Source organism: Wolbachia endosymbiont (group A) of Anoplius nigerrimus (genome assembly GCF_947251795.1).
GTDB lineage: Bacteria > Pseudomonadota > Alphaproteobacteria > Rickettsiales > Anaplasmataceae > Wolbachia.
Genome location: NZ_OX366385.1, coordinates 764,429 through 781,210, shown reverse-complemented (window position 1 = coordinate 781,210; position 16,782 = coordinate 764,429). Strand labels below are relative to the sequence as shown.

The 16,782-nt window shown below is 36.1% G+C and carries 19 protein-coding genes and 3 pseudogenes; 12 read left to right on the top strand and 10 right to left on the bottom strand.

From position 1 onward, the window contains the following. Positions 1-28: 28 nt before the first annotated feature. Both OPR26_RS04135 and OPR26_RS04130 read right to left on the bottom strand, forming a co-directional pair. Positions 29-229 (bottom strand): hypothetical protein, encoded by a 201-nt coding sequence (locus OPR26_RS04135; protein ID WP_265015540.1) that lies wholly within the window; start codon positions 227-229, stop codon positions 29-31. Positions 230-718: 489 nt separating this feature from the next. Then, a complete protein-coding gene (locus OPR26_RS04130; RefSeq protein WP_458694444.1) occupies positions 719-2,149 on the bottom strand; it encodes a hypothetical protein in 1,431 nt (476 codons plus the stop codon). A 336-nt stretch (positions 2,150-2,485) separates the two neighbouring features. On the opposite strand from OPR26_RS04130, the gene OPR26_RS04125 reads away from it, so the two are divergent. The 4 genes from OPR26_RS04125 to OPR26_RS04110 all read left to right on the top strand — a co-directional run bounded on the left by OPR26_RS04125 (position 2,486) and on the right by OPR26_RS04110 (position 7,430). Beyond that, positions 2,486-3,604 carry a gas vesicle protein GvpG gene (locus tag OPR26_RS04125; RefSeq protein WP_265015541.1) on the top strand — a complete coding sequence of 373 codons (1,119 nt, stop codon included), beginning with the start codon at positions 2,486-2,488 and terminating at the stop codon, positions 3,602-3,604. A gap of 489 nt (positions 3,605-4,093) precedes the next feature. Then, entirely contained in the window at positions 4,094-4,294 is a 201-nt protein-coding gene (locus OPR26_RS04120) for a hypothetical protein (RefSeq protein WP_265015540.1), read from the top strand. Positions 4,295-4,335: 41 nt separating this feature from the next. Beyond that, positions 4,336-5,628: a hypothetical protein gene (locus tag OPR26_RS04115; RefSeq protein WP_265015539.1), complete on the top strand. Its 1,293-nt coding sequence runs from the start codon at positions 4,336-4,338 to the stop codon at positions 5,626-5,628. 35 nt (positions 5,629-5,663) lie between these two features. Beyond that, positions 5,664-7,430, top strand: a complete 1,767-nt coding sequence (locus tag OPR26_RS04110) for a hypothetical protein (RefSeq protein ID WP_265015538.1) — start codon at positions 5,664-5,666, stop codon at positions 7,428-7,430. A 28-nt stretch (positions 7,431-7,458) separates the two neighbouring features. Here OPR26_RS04110 and terL read toward each other — a convergent pair. From terL to OPR26_RS07355, 4 genes and pseudogenes are all read right to left on the bottom strand, one after another. Next, positions 7,459-7,779 (bottom strand): annotated as a pseudogene (gene terL / locus OPR26_RS04105) (phage terminase large subunit); the annotation flags it as partial. 20 nt (positions 7,780-7,799) lie between these two features. Continuing rightward, positions 7,800-7,992 (bottom strand): annotated as a pseudogene (locus OPR26_RS04100) (IS66 family transposase); the annotation flags it as partial. 17 nt (positions 7,993-8,009) lie between these two features. Then, a complete protein-coding gene (locus tag OPR26_RS04095) occupies positions 8,010-8,762 on the bottom strand; it encodes an IS5 family transposase (RefSeq protein ID WP_264702259.1) in 753 nt (250 codons plus the stop codon). A gap of 26 nt (positions 8,763-8,788) precedes the next feature. Next, a complete protein-coding gene (locus tag OPR26_RS07355; RefSeq protein WP_265015536.1) occupies positions 8,789-8,932 on the bottom strand; it encodes a hypothetical protein in 144 nt (47 codons plus the stop codon). Between the two features lie 72 nt (positions 8,933-9,004). Between OPR26_RS07355 and OPR26_RS04085 the strand changes: the two genes are divergently transcribed. Together OPR26_RS04085 and OPR26_RS04080 are read left to right on the top strand one after the other, a co-directional pair. Beyond that, positions 9,005-9,517, top strand: a complete 513-nt coding sequence (locus OPR26_RS04085) for a dihydrofolate reductase (RefSeq protein WP_265015535.1) — start codon at positions 9,005-9,007, stop codon at positions 9,515-9,517. Positions 9,518-9,593: 76 nt separating this feature from the next. Continuing rightward, positions 9,594-9,782: a hypothetical protein gene (locus tag OPR26_RS04080; RefSeq protein WP_265015534.1), complete on the top strand. Its 189-nt coding sequence runs from the start codon at positions 9,594-9,596 to the stop codon at positions 9,780-9,782. On the opposite strand, the gene OPR26_RS04075 is transcribed toward OPR26_RS04080, so the two are convergent. Together OPR26_RS04075 and OPR26_RS04070 are read right to left on the bottom strand one after the other, a co-directional pair. Beyond that, positions 9,774-10,160, bottom strand: coding sequence for a transposase (locus OPR26_RS04075; protein WP_265016251.1), 387 nt, complete (start codon positions 10,158-10,160; stop codon positions 9,774-9,776). The two genes, OPR26_RS04080 and OPR26_RS04075, sit on opposite strands and share 9 nt — an antisense overlap. 20 nt (positions 10,161-10,180) lie before the next feature. Further along, a complete protein-coding gene (locus tag OPR26_RS04070) occupies positions 10,181-10,546 on the bottom strand; it encodes a transposase (RefSeq protein WP_264731180.1) in 366 nt (121 codons plus the stop codon). Positions 10,547-10,609: 63 nt separating this feature from the next. On the opposite strand from OPR26_RS04070, the pseudogene OPR26_RS04065 reads away from it, so the two are divergent. From OPR26_RS04065 to OPR26_RS04055, 3 genes and pseudogenes are all read left to right on the top strand, one after another. Next, a pseudogene (locus OPR26_RS04065) lies at positions 10,610-11,386 on the top strand (transposase); the annotation flags it as partial. Between the two features lie 26 nt (positions 11,387-11,412). Then, the gene (locus OPR26_RS04060; protein ID WP_264702259.1) at positions 11,413-12,165 is read left to right on the top strand and encodes an IS5 family transposase; all 753 of its coding nucleotides are present in this window, start codon (positions 11,413-11,415) and stop codon (positions 12,163-12,165) included. Positions 12,166-12,203: 38 nt separating this feature from the next. Beyond that, entirely contained in the window at positions 12,204-12,659 is a 456-nt protein-coding gene (locus OPR26_RS04055; RefSeq protein WP_265015533.1) for a coenzyme F420-0:L-glutamate ligase, read from the top strand. A gap of 646 nt (positions 12,660-13,305) precedes the next feature. On the opposite strand, the gene trmB is transcribed toward OPR26_RS04055, so the two are convergent. Next, positions 13,306-13,971 carry a tRNA (guanosine(46)-N7)-methyltransferase TrmB gene (gene trmB, locus OPR26_RS04050; RefSeq protein ID WP_265015532.1) on the bottom strand — a complete coding sequence of 222 codons (666 nt, stop codon included), beginning with the start codon at positions 13,969-13,971 and terminating at the stop codon, positions 13,306-13,308. Positions 13,972-14,118: 147 nt separating this feature from the next. On the opposite strand from trmB, the gene OPR26_RS04045 reads away from it, so the two are divergent. From OPR26_RS04045 to OPR26_RS04035, 3 genes are all read left to right on the top strand, one after another. Beyond that, a complete protein-coding gene (locus OPR26_RS04045; RefSeq protein ID WP_265015531.1) occupies positions 14,119-15,771 on the top strand; it encodes a 30S ribosomal protein S1 in 1,653 nt (550 codons plus the stop codon). Positions 15,772-15,800: 29 nt separating this feature from the next. Further along, entirely contained in the window at positions 15,801-16,079 is a 279-nt protein-coding gene (locus OPR26_RS04040) for an HU family DNA-binding protein (protein WP_253302636.1), read from the top strand. A 72-nt stretch (positions 16,080-16,151) separates the two neighbouring features. After that, the gene (locus OPR26_RS04035; RefSeq protein WP_265015530.1) at positions 16,152-16,469 is read left to right on the top strand and encodes a cell division protein ZapA; all 318 of its coding nucleotides are present in this window, start codon (positions 16,152-16,154) and stop codon (positions 16,467-16,469) included. Here OPR26_RS04035 and OPR26_RS04030 read toward each other — a convergent pair. Continuing rightward, a complete protein-coding gene (locus tag OPR26_RS04030) occupies positions 16,447-16,722 on the bottom strand; it encodes an FAD assembly factor SdhE (protein WP_265015529.1) in 276 nt (91 codons plus the stop codon). The two genes, OPR26_RS04035 and OPR26_RS04030, sit on opposite strands and share 23 nt — an antisense overlap. Positions 16,723-16,782: the final 60 nt, after the last annotated feature.

Below are 16,782 nucleotides of genomic sequence, written 5' to 3'. Positions count from 1 at the left end.
TTTTTAAATTACAACAACTACCCTTTACTTAACGTTTCATAGAACTACCAGGTTCGTTTTTTTTCTGCTCAGACTGACGCCTCCTTTCTTCTACTCTTCTGGCTGCGTCACTATGGTCATCATATCTTGCTCCTTTAGCATGCGTCACTATTCCACCACCTGGTCCCTTATTCTGCTCATTCCATTCTTTTTCTCCCTTAAACCTTTCCTTACCATTATCATTTGGCATATTGCCCTCCAGTAAAAATATTATGTAATTAATATACTAAAAATAAAATTAAGTGCAAGCACTTTTTTATATTTTTTTTAAAAAAAATTTATTCACTCTTTTTCATAAAATTCAGTTTTCTAGATTCCGCTAACACGTAGCGGAATGACGAATATACCGCCACGAACCGTCATACCGCGATTCATTCGCGGTATCTCATCCGCTAACAAGAGATCCCGCTAACAAGTAGCGGGATGACGGTTGTCAGGGTAGCTGTCATCCCAGTGCCCAGACACTGGGATCTAGTCTTTTTTCCATCAAAAACACTCCCTTCTAACATAAAACCCTACACTTATCAAACCTAATGTACATCCTGGATTCCAGTACTGGAATGACATGGTGAGGCGTCATCCAAGTAGCTGACGCTGGTTTCCATCCAAGAGGGTGTCATCCCAGTGCCCAGACACTGGGATCCAGTCTTTTTTGTCATCTAAGTATTAGCTATCCCCACTATGGTGTCTTTCCTACTGACTGACCTTCTACACATTTCTCAACTTTTACATCATTAGTCAATCCTTTTGGTGGTTGAGCATTACTCACAGAACCTTCATTCTCAGGACCATTCCAAAAACCAACTGGAAAATTGCACTCACAGTCAGCAACAGAGCTTCTAGCAGATTGTTCGGGGGCGTCTTTGCTAGGAATAACAGAGTCTTGAGTATTCGAAGCTTTTCCGTTAGAAACAAGACTAGCATATTGATTCGAAGCTTTTTTGTCAGAAACAAAGCTTTGAGCAGGTTGGCTTGAAGCTTGATAGGTATTGTTGTTACCTTGCCCTGTCTTTTTTTTCCAATCACTATCGCATCTGCGAATATCCTCATCTCGTACCTTCCCCGTCCCCGTTGCAGGCTTTGGAGCAGGTGAATACCCAGCCATCTTTGGTTCCTTAGGCTCCGCTTTTTCTGGTTTTTGTGAACTTTTATTATTCTCATTATTCATAACTTGTTTATGTGAAAGGTCTATCGGAATTTTTAGAGATTCTGGTAAAAGATCAAGCTCTGGTTTGTTCAGAACAACCGGCCTTACAAATCCGGGTGAAACTTCAAAAATGGAAACTGGCACTTTAGGTTTTTCTCTTTCATCCACTTTCATTTCTACGTCTTCGCAAACTTCTTTATTTTCTTCTTTTAATGATGTTTTTTCTGCTTTTTTATCTTCTTTTTCTGTAGATGCCTCTACCGCAGCCGCCAACTCAACTCCAAACATCTCTGCGAACATTGTAACAATCCATCCGACAACGGCCATTTGTAACCTGAGTTTAAGATCTTGCAATGCAGTTAACCTTTCTAACGCCCTTGCAAACTCTTCTTCTGATAACTCACCACTGCCTAATTTCTCCTGCAATTCTTTTATCTCTTTGTCCAACCTCTTGTCCCAACTCAAATCTAAATTATTTGTGAAGATCTTCTTGATTAACTCCTTAAGCTTGTCACGCAAAAACTTCATTATCGCAGCAATCAGGTTCTTTTCTTTCTTCTCCTTGAGCATTTGGTAGATTTTCGGATCATCTACATCTACTTCAAAGAGGTTGAAGAGAGATTCAAAGAAATTCCAGAAATCTCCTAGCACTCTTTCTCTTTCACCATTGAAATAATCTTCATCATCTCCTTCGGTATGTAGCTCTGCTTGAGATGATATTTCATCGATACAACTAGAAGCCTGACGCTCACACTCGAGCCTTCTGAGCAAATCTTGTCTGTCAAGCTTCTCTATGGCTGCTTTCAGTTCATTTAACTTCTGCTCCGCAGAGAAATCTTGCTCCCTGATTTTTCCTTGGAAGATTGAGCTACCGTTTTCGTTATTATCTGAAAAATTTTCCATTATTTTTTTCCCCTCAATAAAATTACTGTCTTCATTGTTACCTGAAAAGCTTTCCACCATTTTTACTCCCTTCATAAAACTTAATTCTACAGTACTAAACATTTAAGAAGTGTTAACGTAAAGATGTCAATAAAATTATTTACATCTTTACACTATATTATATCAGACGCCATTTAACCTTTCAATAATATTTTTTATTCTTGCTGCTTTTTCAAAATTAGTGTTCACTTTTGCCTCTACCATCACTTTTTCTTATAAAGTATTTGATGTAGATTTTATTATACTCTTTGGCATAACATTTGCAACATATTATATTGTATCGATGAAATATCATCTCAAGCAGAGCTACATACCGAAGGAGATGATGAAGATTATTTCAATGGTGAAAGAGAAAGAGTGCTAGGAGATTTCTGGAATTTCTTTGAATCTCTCTTCAACCTCTTTGAAGTAGATGTAGATGATCCGAAAATCTACCAAATGCTCAAGGAGAAGAAAGAAAAGAACCTGATTGCTGCGATAATGAAGTTTTTGCGTGACAAGCTTAAGGAGTTAATCAAGAAGATCTTCACAAATAATTTAGATTTGAGTTGGGACAAGAGGTTGGACAAAGAGATAAAAGAATTGCAGGAGAAATTAGGCAGTGGTGAGTTATCAGAAGAAGAGTTTGCAAGGGCGTTAGAAAGGTTAACTGCATTGCAAGATCTTAAACTCAGGTTACAAATGGCCGTTGTCGGATGGATTGTTACAATGTTCGCAGAGATGTTTGGAGTTGAGTTGGCGGCTGCGGTAGAGGCATCTACAGAAAAAGAAGATAAAAAAGCAGAAAAAACATCATTAAAAGAAGAAAATAAAGAAGTTTGCGAAGACGTAGAAATGAAAGTGGATGAAAGAGAAAAACCTAAAGTGCCAGTTTCCATTTTTGAAGTTTCACCCGGATTTGTAAGGCCGGTTGTTCTGAACAAACCAGAGCTTGATCTTTTACCAGAATCTCTAAAAATTCCGATAGACCTTTCACATAAACAAGTTATGAATAATGAGAATAATAAAAGTTCACAAAAACCAGAAAAAGCGGAGCCTAAGGAACCAAAGATGGCTGGGTATTCACCTGCTCCAAAGCCTGCAACGGGGACGGGGAAGGTACGAGATGAGGATATTCGCAGATGCGATAGTGATTGGAAAAAAAAGACAGGGCAAGGTAACAACAATACCTATCAAGCTTCAAGCCAACCTGCTCAAAGCTTTGTTTCTGACAAAAAAGCTTCGAATCAATATGCTAGTCTTGTTTCTAACGGAAAAGCTTCGAATACTCAAGACTCTGTTATTCCTAGCAAAGACGCCCCCGAACAATCTGCTAGAAGCTCTGTTGCTGACTGTGAGTGCAATTTTCCAGTTGGTTTTTGGAATGGTCCTGAGAATGAAGGTTCTGTGAGTAATGCTCAACCACCAAAAGGATTGACTAATGATGTAAAAGTTGAGAAATGTGTAGAAGGTCAGTCAGTAGGAAAGACACCATAGTGGGGATAGCTAATACTTAGATGACAAAAAAGACTGGATCCCAGTGTCTGGGCACTGGGATGACACCCTCTTGGATGGAAACCAGCGTCAGCTACTTGGATGACGCCTCACCATGTCATTCCAGTACTGGAATCCAGGATGTACATTAGGTTTGATAAGTGTAGGGTTTTATGTTAGAAGGGAGTGTTTTTGATGGAAAAAAGACTAGATCCCAGTGTCTGGGCACTGGGATGACAGCTACCCTGACAACCGTCATCCCGCTACTTGTTAGCGGGATCTCTTGTTAGCGGATGAGATACCGCGAATGAATCGCGGTATGACGGTTCGTGGCGGTATATTCGTCATTCCGCTACGTGTTAGCGGAATCTAGAAAACTGAATTTTATGAAAAAGAGTGAATAAATTTTTTTTAAAAAAAATATAAAAAAGTGCTTGCACTTAATTTTATTTTTAGTATATTAATTACATAATATTTTTACTGGAGGGCAATATGCCAAATGATAATGGTAAGGAAAGGTTTAAGGGAGAAAAAGAATGGAATGAGCAGAATAAGGGACCAGGTGGTGGAATAGTGACGCATGCTAAAGGAGCAAGATATGATGACCATAGTGACGCAGCCAGAAGAGTAGAAGAAAGGAGGCGTCAGTCTGAGCAGAAAAAAAACGAACCTGGTAGTTCTATGAAACGTTAAGTAAAGGGTAGTTGTTGTAATTTAAAAATGGGGAGGTTGGTATGCCTAATACAGAAACAGTAAGGGCGTTGATTAACGCTTTTAATGTACATAATTATAATCGTAACACAGTTGAAACTAATTTTACGTTGCAAAGCAGGTACGGGGAGGACTGTATTGTAGTTTCATTTGATAAAGGTATGGATAGGTATCAGTGCAGCAGATATCTGGACAGTATAAAAAGGAAGATAGTAGGTGAGTTCTACGGTATTGAAGAAGGAGATACGGATGAGGTAGTGTTAAATACAGCTAATTTAATTTTTAATATTGAATCTTTTCCGTTTAACACCAGTAAAGGAAAGTGGTCTCAAGATGAACAAGGTAGGATTGAGTTTCTAGCACCTATAGATAAGGGTGTAATTTTTAATTTGAAGTCTCATTTGGCTTCTTCACTTAAAAAAGATATTCTAGAAGGTATGCCAGCTTGTAGAATAGTTACTAAAGCGTCTAACAAAAAAGATTATTTGTGGCACGGTAATTTTGATAATAAAGAATCACGCAAGCAATTTGAGCGTGAGTTTTTATCAAGGATGAAAGCAAGATATGAAAATGTTCCTAAGAACCTTCTGAAGGGTGAAGGTAATAGTGTATATATCAAGAACGTTTTTGATGACGCTCGTTTTATTGATAGTGTAATAAGGTATAAGACATGGCTTGAAGGTATGTATCTTGGAGTTGACAGTAGCATTAATCATAGAGTGAAGTTATTTAAAGATATGATAGTAGAATCTATTGGTCAATCAACAGGAGTGATAATATATGGCTTTATGTGTGCTTCCCCTTCAAATAGAAAAGAAGCCTCAATTCTTATACCTATTATGCAAAATTGTAGGGGAGCTAGGCTTTTAACAAAGGAAGAAGCAGGTAATATAAATCGTGCATTCAATTATACTGTACTTAATGATCTTGATGGTAGAACTCAAGCAAAGCTATCAGTGAATGGAAGCAGTGAGGTATACGGTATAGACTTTTCCAATCCATACATTTCTCACTGTGTGATAACTAAAATCATGGAAAGCTCTGTAATCAACAAAGACCATGAACTGGCCATTGACCCTGAGCTTCGTTTTCAAGCATTGTCGCCTGCACAGTCGCCATTCAATTTTCCTACACATGCAGGCCCGAGTGGACTAAGAACACCGCCTAAACAAAGGCAAGAAGACAGAGATAGTGGTTATGATAGTAATTCACCTCCGAAACTTGAGAATTCTGGTGCTTCAAGTGGTGATCCAAGATCATCGGTTGAGCAGGTACAGACACAGAGGTTGCCACGCAAAGTCAGGATGGAGTATTAAAGGATTCTCCCAGGCGAGAGTCGGAAAAGTTCCCTGTGTTGCTTCCAGTAAATCAGTTGGATGTTCCTGGAACGAGTAGAGAGTTCCTGCCATCGCCGCAGTTGAGTTCTAGTGGACCTTCATCATGGAAAGGTGCTACTAAAAATGTGCCAGCATGGACTAGTGCTTGGTCTCAGCAACCGAACCGTTGGTCATTACCAGCTCCAAGTGTATGGTCATTGTCACAGAGTGGACCTTCATCATGGAAAGGTGCTCAGGCAGGTGCTAACATTAGTGAGAAAGAAGAAAAGTTGATTGAAGCATTGCTTTATACATTGAACTTAACGAATTATACTTATGGTGGTGTTTATACTAACTTTTTTGCAAAAGATGGGAAAATTGTTAGTTTACTCCATGATAATGTTGATAGAGAGAAATATTTTCAGGCAGTAGAAGAGTATTGTAAAGGTGAGGAAGAAGCAAGAGGACTTTGCGATCTCAATGAGTTTCCATTTAAACTTAATTATGAAGAAAAAAAAGGAAAAACAGTTGTTGCTAATATAAGTAGTGGTGCTTTATCTAACTTAAAAATCCTTTTTAGTCAGAAGTTTGGGGAAAACGTAGATGCTATTGACATTAGTGCCGTCAAGAAGGTAGAGAAACGTGAAAAGGACGAATGGGTAGATCACCAGCTAAAAGATTCTCTTGAAGAAGCATGTGAGGGTTGTTTTTCTGATGAAGAGGCAATTGAAGAAGCATGTCAGGATTGTTTTCCTGATGAAGGGGCAATGAAAATAATTCCAATTGCATTTGAAGAAGGTAAATACGTGCTTGACCGTAGTGGTGACACTTGTGAAGTAGAATTGTTGTTCAGAGAGCAATTACGACGGTTTAGGGGTACATCATTGGAAAAGCGTAAGTCTTCTGATAAACCTCTTACCGAGGAAGAAAAAAACTTGTTTAAAGAATTGCTTTATGCGTTTAACTACAGTAATAATAATTTCGACCTTCCTGATACTAACTTTATTGTAAAAAATGGGAAGATTGCTAGTTTAATTCCTGATAGTGTTGATGTAAAAGAATATTTAGAGGAGGTAAAAAAGAAGACGAAAGAAGCCTATGATCTAGATGAGTTTCCATTTGAATTTCTTTCTAATTGTGAGAAAAACCAAGAAACAACAGTTGTTGCTAATATAAGTCGTGGTGCCTTATTTAACTTAAAAAAACTTTTTATTTATGGGTATAAGAAAAAAGCGGAAACAGGAGATATCGACATTAAAATAGGAGATATCGACATTAACACTGTCGAAGAGGCAGTGAAATCTAAAAAGTACGAATTGGTAAATTCCAAGGTGAAAGGAATAGAAAGAGAAGGAGGATATTACGATAGGATAAAACATTGCGAAGCAGTTACAGCCTGTTATCCTGATGAAAACGCATTAGAAGACATTCCAATTGGGAAATACAAAGCTGGATACCGGCTTGACCATACTCGTGGACCTTGGGAAACAGAGTCGCTTTTGGAAGAGCTAAAGTATGCTAAAGATAAATCAAAAGCTAAAAAGATGAAGTCCGAAGATAATAAAGACAGCGGTATCTCTTCAGGGGAGGCGACTGATGCTGAAAACGTAAGCTCTAAAGCTGAGGCAATAACAAGTAGTGGTTATGAGTCTATGGATTGTGAGAATACTAGAGGAGGATCGCCAAAACGTTCTGGAGAAGAGGTGGTTCAAGCTTTTAAGAAGCAATGTATCATCTCTACACAAATTGAGGATGTTACTTCGGAATCCTTCGGGCAGAGACAAGGTTCAATAGTAGGTTGATTTTTTTTGAAGGTAATTTAAGCTTAATCTAATCCACTGTTCTTAGCCACCTAAGTGTTTTGTTAGGGTTGGAGCCAAAGTCCCTGACCCTGAAAGCACTGGTGTTAGTTTTTCTTGTCCATTGCAGATATTGCACCGTACTGTCTACTTGATCATCATGGCGAACTTCCGGGAACATTAAAATTTCGTACTCAAAATCATTGAGCCATACTGCTTGCTGTGGCAGAAAAACCCTGCCAGACTCTATCACCGGAACAATTTGATAAAATCGAGTGAGTTTGTCATTGTGTGGAATTATTTCGATAATCGGTAGATCGCTATTTGCCTTTAGCTCTTGTGTTAATTTTCGTATCCGTTCAGGAGAGTGGTTTAAGAAACAATAGATAGGAGATTTTGGGAAGGATTGAGACCCCTTTGTTTCCAAGTTAAGTATAATGAAATTATCCGCTCAAGTTCCCCGCTTTGATTGTGTAAAATATGAGTTTTTGCGATAAACGACATAATGCCGAATTTGCCGTTCAGCGTGGTTATTTGTCAGCGGAATATTTTCTGGGTCATCTAGGCTCTGTGGACAAAATTTTAGAGAAGCCATACAAGAGCTCCAACAAAATTGAGAAAACCCATAAAAACCTCAGCAGTTTTATCAAATCTGGAAAAAATGCGCCTAAAATTTTTAATTTTACCAAAAAAACACTCAATCAAATGACGTTCTTTGTAGATATGCTCATCGTAATACCTTTGCACTTTTCGATTCCGTTTTGGCGGAATAACTACTGTACATCCCTTGTCTTCAAGACTTGTAACAAAGGCATTGCTATCGTAGCCCTTGTCAGCTACTACAGTAGAGTTATAGATACTTTCGGTCAACACTTGTGCCTGCGTAATTTCATTTCTTTGACCAGGAGTCAGAGTAAATTTAAGTGGATTTCCAAGTGCATCGACAAGCGCATGTATTTTAGTTGTAAAGCCACCTTTGCTCCTCCCTAAAGCTTCTTGATCCTTGGAGTTTTTTGTATATCCAGATGAACATGGATGGGCTCGGATGATCGTACCGTCGATTATAGCAACTTCTAAATCAGGCTCTTGTTTAGTATATTCAAGCAATTTTTTCCAGACATCTCTTTCACACCATCTTTTAAATCGCTTATGTATACTCCTGTAATTACCATAAGTTTTTGGTAAAAGTCTCCATTGGCAACCACTTCGCACTATGTACCACACTGCCTCTATGAATATTCTTAAACGTTTTTCATCTTTGCTGTGCATTCCTTTTACGCTTTTTATGAACTCTAAAATTTGTTTCCAATTTTCCTCTTTGATGTAATATTGCATATGGTAGTTTCTCCATTTTTTACCTATTAGGCTAAACTACCATCTTTTTCTCTCTTTTCATATTTTTTGTCCACAGAGCCTAGAAAGTTATTTATTTCTTCTTTTTCTACAGAACCTGTCTTTAACCGAGATTTAGAAACAATTGCTTTATCATCTGCATTGCACAACAAGGTTGATTTCCTTCGAGTGCATAATGTGCGTGATCACATGCGATTTTTTGTAGCTCAAGCTGCTTTACAGGAATGAAGATTATCGGAATTATGGCTGTTGATCCAAAGGGGGTGATTGGAATAAATAATGGATTGCCCTGGCATTATCCAAGTGAGTTAGATCATTTTCGTCAGGTGACTGACAAACAAGTTATTGTTATGGGAAGAAAAACATTTGAGATAATACCCCAAAACATATTAAAGCCTATTGTTTTTTCTCGTAACAAATTAAGTCCTTGTTTTAATAAAGGCATAGAATGCACTATTGTTTCTTCTATGCAAGAGTTCTTGTCAATCCAAGGTAATTGGAGTTACCCTCAAATCTTCATGATTGGTGGAGCACAAATAGCGCACCTTTTTTTGGAGTATGATCTAATTTCAGAGTTTATCATAACAGAAATTCACAGACCTTATGAAGGTGATGTATATTTCAACTTAACACTTCTTGATGGATGGTATAAAACCGCTCTTGCTAAAACAAAAGATTATACTATATGTAGGTTAACACGTGACAAAGATGGAAGAAAAAATTGTGAAGCTCATTAAGTCTCTTAATTGTAAATTATGCCAACTGAAACAACAGGCAAGAGGGCTTTTATGAGAAACTTTTTGATGTAATAGTATGTATGTTAAAGCAATTTATACCCACCGCATTGAATGTGGAGAAGTATTAGAGCAGGTTCTTGATCGCTATGTTTCAGAGTTGCTAAGAGAGGAAGTTGTTCTTGCTATCACATCAAAAATCATTTCCGTTTGTCAAAAACAAGTGGTTTGCAAAACTGCTTGTTCTAAGAGCATGTCTTCAAACTGAAGAATGAGCTAATTTGTGAAGCATAATAGTGATCATATTAAAGAAGATATAGTTTTTTGAGGTGAGAGGAGAATGCTCGTAATCTTTACTCATGCGCCTAAAATTGGAAAGCCAGGCAAAAGTTCTTTCAACAATCCAACGTTTGGGAATAACTTGAAATCCTGTATCAACTATTTTCTTGGCAATCGTTAATAAACATCCCGTTTCCAATAAGCATCTGTTTTGTAATTTACCTATGTACCCTTGATCAGCAAAAAACTTACGTAAAGTTGGAACTTTGCATTTAGCTTGGGCAAAAAGATTTAGAGCACTATCACGATCTTGAATACTTGCACTCTGTACTTCAGCAGCAATTACAAGACCCACAGTATCTACAATAATATGGCGTTTTCTGCCCTTTATTTTTTTGCCAGCATCATATCCTCTGGATCCCCTTTTTGAGTAGTTTTCACTGACTGGCTATCAATTATACCTACTGATGGAGTCTTATTTTTACCAATCATCTCTCTTACTTTTTTAACTAGAAAATCATGAATTTCTTGCCATATTCCACTTTTTTTCAAGCGCGAATTACAACTATATACGGTTTTCCATGGTGGAAAATCTTTAGGCAGTTGTCTCCATTGACATCCTGTTCTCATCATATAGCGGATTGCATTAATAATTGTTCTAATACTATGTTTTCTTGGTCTGCCGGTCTTTTTAGGTTCAAAATATGGCTCTATTGTCTTCCATTCTTTGTCACTTATATCGCTTGGGTACATCTTAAAATGTACCTTATACCATACTTCTTAACTTCTTTCTACTCAGTTTGAAGACATGCTCTAAGAGATGGACGAATAAAAAGTGATAAATCTGTTATTGCAAAAGCATTAGCAGGAAACTATAGGAAAGAACACCTATTTACATTAAAGCAAGAATTTGAGCTATATAATATTTATCAGGAAAAAGTAGCAGAATGTGACAGGAGCATTGAAGAATATTATAAAACATTTGAGACAAAGTCTGATGAGAGTAAAAAGTTAGGTGAAGAGAAAAATAAGTATAGAAAAAGTAAACCAAACTTTGCTTTGCATGAAGAATTATATCGAGTAACTGGTATAGATTTTACCAAAATTCCTGGATTGGATATACTAACTGTACAAACTATCATTTCGGAAGTTGGTATTAACTATAATAAATGGCGATCAGAAAAGCATTTTACTTCGTGGTTGGGGCTAAGCCCTGCTAATAAAATTACAGGGGAAAAAGTGTTTAGCACAAGAACACGTAAAGTCATTAATCGTGCCGCGAATGCATTTCGAATGGCTGCTCACTGTGTATCAAGAAGCAATAGCGGAATAGGTGCATATTGTAGAAGGTTAAAAAAACGACTAGGTGCACCAAAAGCGATTACTGCTACGGCAAGGAAATTAGCATGTATCTTTTATAGTATGTTGAAGTATGGACAAGAATATGTAGAAAGAGGAATAGATTATTATGAAACACGTTACAAAGAGAAAGTTGTAAAAAATTTAATCAAAAAGGCACAGGAGTTCGGTTATATCTTAGGCTCTGTGGACAAAAAATATGAAAAGAGAGAAAAAGATGGTAGTTTAGCCTAATAGGTAAAAAATGGAGAAACTACCATATGCAATATTACATCAAAGAGGAAAATTGGAAACAAATTTTAGAGTTCATAAAAAGCGTAAAAGGAATGCACAGCAAAGATGAAAAACGTTTAAGAATATTCATAGAGGCAGTGTGGTACATAGTGCGAAGTGGTTGCCAATGGAGACTTTTACCAAAAACTTATGGTAATTACAGGAGTATACATAAGCGATTTAAAAGATGGTGTGAAAGAGATGTCTGGAAAAAATTGCTTGAATATACTAAACAAGAGCCTGATTTAGAAGTTGCTATAATCGACGGTACGATCATCCGAGCCCATCCATGTTCATCTGGATATACAAAAAACTCCAAGGATCAAGAAGCTTTAGGGAGGAGCAAAGGTGGCTTTACAACTAAAATACATGCGCTTGTCGATGCACTTGGAAATCCACTTAAATTTACTCTGACTCCTGGTCAAAGAAATGAAATTACGCAGGCACAAGTGTTGACCGAAAGTATCTATAACTCTACTGTAGTAGCTGACAAGGGCTACGATAGCAATGCCTTTGTTACAAGTCTTGAAGACAAGGGATGTACAGTAGTTATTCCGCCAAAACGGAATCGAAAAGTGCAAAGGTATTACGATGAGCATATCTACAAAGAACGTCATTTGATTGAGTGTTTTTTTGGTAAAATTAAAAATTTTAGGCGCATTTTTTCCAGATTTGATAAAACTGCTGAGGTTTTTATGGGTTTTCTCAATTTTGTTGGAGCTCTTGTATGGCTTCTCTAAAATTTTGTCCACAGAGCCTAGTTCAACAGGAATAACTAATGGGAAGTTTCTTAGAAGCTCTATCAATATGGAACTATCTCAAGACAAAACACTGCATAAAACATCTTGGTATTTTGATTACAGATAGTAATGTAACACCTATGCGTCATGGGGTTACGGGCGTTGCTCTTGGTTGGTGTGGATTTGAACCACTTTATTCCTATATAGGCAAGCCAGATCTTTATAATCAATCACTGCAAGTAACACAAGTCAATCTTCTTGATGCACTGGCAACATCTGCTGTTTTAGTTATGGGAGAAGGGGCAGAGCAAACACCAATGGCAATAATTAGTGGTGCACCAAAGGTTCACTTTCTTACTCGTACGCCAACTACAAAAGAAGAAAAAAGTGTTAAGATATCTATGAAAAAAGATCTTTACTCTCCTCTCCTCATGGGAGCCCGTTGGTTAAAGAGAAACTTAAAAAATTTGCTATTCCTTTATGAGGAAAAGTAGTTAAAGCTATTTCTTCCTCTTTATTTCATTAGACTTCTTGCATAACCCAAACTAAGTAGAAAAAAGGTATCATCCAAGTAGCTCTCTTGGATTCTTTTAGCTATAAACATTAAGAAATTTACCAAGTGAAAAAAAAGGCAAAAGAAGCCCCGTGGTTGGCTAATTACTTACATTATACTTTCAAGTATGGCGTTTTTTTATTCTAAACGTTTAATAACCGCGATTCAGTTGCTTTTAAGCCGCAACTAATCTAAATTATAAACATTAAGAAATTTACTAAACAGAAAAAAAGGCAAAAGAAACCCTAGGGTAGCTAATTATTCACTATCCATTTTTTAAGTTGGCGTTTTTTAATGTTTTAAATGCTTTATAAGCGTATTTCAGCTTGTATAGGTCAAAACCTAGAAATTTGATAAAGACATAGAGTGCACATAGTGCAAAAAATTAAACATGAGACGCCAGATACGTGAGTTTTTTTGTCATTTAATCTGTACAGAGAAGATAAATAAATAGCTTCATTCTTATAATAAGGGGGCTGGCGGAGTTTGTAAAGCAATTTTTTCGTTTCTATTTCAATGTTATATGGTTATGCAAGAAGTCTATTATTTTTCATCTATAGCTAACGTAAAAGAGATATGCAAAAACTCTATTGATCCATAGTCTGCAAATTATTAATAACACTTACTTTAAAGAACCTCACTTTACGCTGATCTTTGAGCGCTCTTCTGTGGTATTTTGTAAGAGTATAACTTGTGAAATCGTCTTCCCTATAGATTAAAGAGTTACACTGCTTTATATGCGATGCTATCCACTCTGCATAATTCTGATGATCGGTTGCAATGAATATTTCCCCTGTTATAAGTATTTTTTTTGCTAATAAATTTAAAAATTCCGTATTAATTAATCGTCTTTTATTGTGACTTCTTTTTGGCCATGGATCTGGAAAGAGGATAAAGAATCTTTCAACACTGTTGTCAGGAAAATTGGCAATCAATTCTCTTGCATCTTCTGTCCATATTAAAATGTTTTTTATGTTTTGTATTTCTATGTTTGTTAGCAAGCGAGAAACCCCCTTTAAGTAGGGCTCACATCCTATAAATAATAGATCAGGTTCATTGAGCACCTGGTAAAGCATATTTTCACCGTTGCCAAAGCCTATTTCTACCCATATTCTTTTGTGCGAGTTTATGATCTCTTCTATAGATTTCTTACTATTTTGGATAGAATATTTTTCCAATGTTTCATCAACATCCGGTTTTAATCTGGACCTTCTGGAAAACGACCTAATCCACTTACTATCCTTAAATAGCATATTCTTGATACATATACAATTTTCTCACTATATTTTATATAGCTCAAATAATTCTCGAAATAAATTAACGAAAAATTACTTGTCAATAATTATTAATATTATATAATATGTGAGTTCTAATAAAGTTTAAATTAAAGGTCACATTGCATGAATAATAATGATTCAGCCATAAATCTACCGGTTACTATCAGAAAGCTATCATCAAACAAGTTTATAGAAGAGATATTTCAAGGTCAATTTGAGGATCAGGATAATGTCTTATTTGAGGATTCTTTTATTAATAAAATTAAAGAAGGAGATGTGGTAGAAGGTGTAATTACAAGAATAAACCCTAATGACGTTGTGGTTGATATTGGTTTAAAGTCTGATGGGAGAATTCTGATCAAGGAGCTCGGGTATAATGATGAGGTTGTTATTGGCTCGAAAATTAGAGTTTATGTGGAAAGAATTGAAGATTATCATGGTAATGTTGTTCTTAGCCGTGAAAAAGCAATTAGAGATGAGAAATGGAATAAGTTGGAAGAATATACAGTTACAAAGGCTGAAGTAAGTGGAGTTATTAAACGCTCAATTAAATGTGGCTTTATTGTTGATCTTGGTGACGGAATAAGTGCCTTTTTACCGCTGAGTCATGTGGATTTGAAGCAAGTAAAAGACGCTAAGCACCTTGTTGAAACTGAACAAAAGTTCATCGTGCTTAAAATGGATAAGAAGCAGGGCAATATTGTAGTATCAAGAAAGCTGGTGTTAGAAAAATTACACGCTGGTGAAAAAATTAAATTTTTAGAATCTTTAAATGAAGGCGATATAATAGAAGGGAAAATAAAAAGCATTACTCATTACGGTGTATTTGTCGGTATTCATGAATCAGATGTAGTGGGAGTTATAGATGGATTGCTACATATTACAGATATCTCTTGGAGTAGGGTAAGTCATCCATCTGCAGTTTTTGCTTGTGGCCAGACTATAAAAGTTAAAATTATAAAAATAGATAAGGAAAATGCTAAAATTTCCTTGGGTGTGAAGCAGCTAGAAGATAGCCCTTGGCAAGATGCAGAGTCAAAATATTCAGTTGATAGTGTGCATAAGAGTTATGTAACAAGCATAGAAGATTATGGATTGTTTGTTGAGCTTAGGCCTGGAATTGAAGGTTTAGTGCACTCGTCAGAGATAACTTGGGTTAAGAGTAATTTACCAGTTAGTAGTCTCGTAACAAGGGGACAAGAAGTATATGTAAAAATTCTCGGTATTGACATTGCTAAGAGTAGGATGAGTTTAAGCATGAAAAGGTGTGTAGACAACCCTTGGCAAGTATTTATCAATAAATATCCTCCCGGTTCTATTGTTTCTGGTGAAGTGAAGAATAATACCGGCTCATATGTATCTGTTGCTTTCAATGATTCTGAAATAGATGAGAACGTAGAAGGGACAATATATGTGAAAGATTTAAGTTGGTCTAAAAATAGCTCAGATGAGATAAAGAAGTATAATGTAGGTGATAAAATAGAAGCAAAAGTAATAAGGGCTAACGTGAATCGGGCAAGAATTTATCTTGGAATAAAACAAATAGAGTATGATCCTCTTGAAGAACTGATAAAGAAAGTTAAGGTAGGCGATAAAATACAGGTTATTGTAGGTAAGAGAGAGGATAATGGACTAGTCGTTGAAGTTGAGAACGATGTAACCCTTCTAATAGACCAAGAACATTTACCGGAAAATAAAAAGTTCTCTATGTCAGAAAAAATAGAAGTTGAAGTATTGGGTGTTGAAGAATATAACATAGTATTATCTGCTAAGTGATAAGGTTTACTTATTTTGGCTTCATATAAATGGCAACAAAGTCTGATATAATAGCGAGGGTAGCAAAAAGACATCCTTTTTTAGATAAGATTGTTATAGCAGCTATAGTTGATAGATTTTTTGGGATACTTTCAAGCACATTGAAACATCATAATAGAGTTGAAATTAGGGGGTTTGGTTCTTTTTCAGTTAGAAGTTATAACTTGAAAGGAACAAGCCATTTAATGTTACAGAAGTTTACAAAGAATCAATACTTTAAAACATATTTTCGTAGCAGTAAAAAATTATCTGATTTGATAAATGAATAAAAATTTATACCATAAATAAGATGAAAGTAGGGGTTTGAGTTTATACTGCACGATAGAAATTTTTAGCACCATATGCAAGTAGTAGAAATAGTTATACGTAATAACACATACAAAATATCTTGCGAGAGTGGGAAGAAGAGCCATTTATTACGCCTTGTTAATAATTTTGACAAGCTAGTTGGTTCTGTATCTCAAAAAACTGGAGGTAAGGGTTCGGATGCATTAAATTTCTTACTTGCAGCGCTAATTCTTGAGGATAAAATTTTAGAATTAACAAAGCGGTTGGATGAAGCAAATCAAGAGCGCGAAAAGTATAGAAACGAGAAAAGAATAGAATATACTGAGGTACTAGATAAGGTAAATAAGATTATTGAGTGCATAAAGGATTAGCTTCAATAAAGCAAGCAATTAAATTGACTATCTGACTATTTAAGCCAGGAGGGAGGTTTGTCTTACGAGTTATGTAACAATATAATTCGTAATCATCAAGATCAACTATTTTTTCGTATTCGATTAGTTCGCTCAAGGAAAATTTATCAAGATATTTCAATGCGAAATGCCCTAAAAGTATATCGGTTTCTTTGCAACCCCTATGCCAACTTCTATACATCAATTTTCTTCTGAGTAGTGAGGTATCTGTCATTACAATTAAACTTTTTTTAATTTAAAAGTTAAACTAAATACTTGTCAAGCGAGGCGCTTT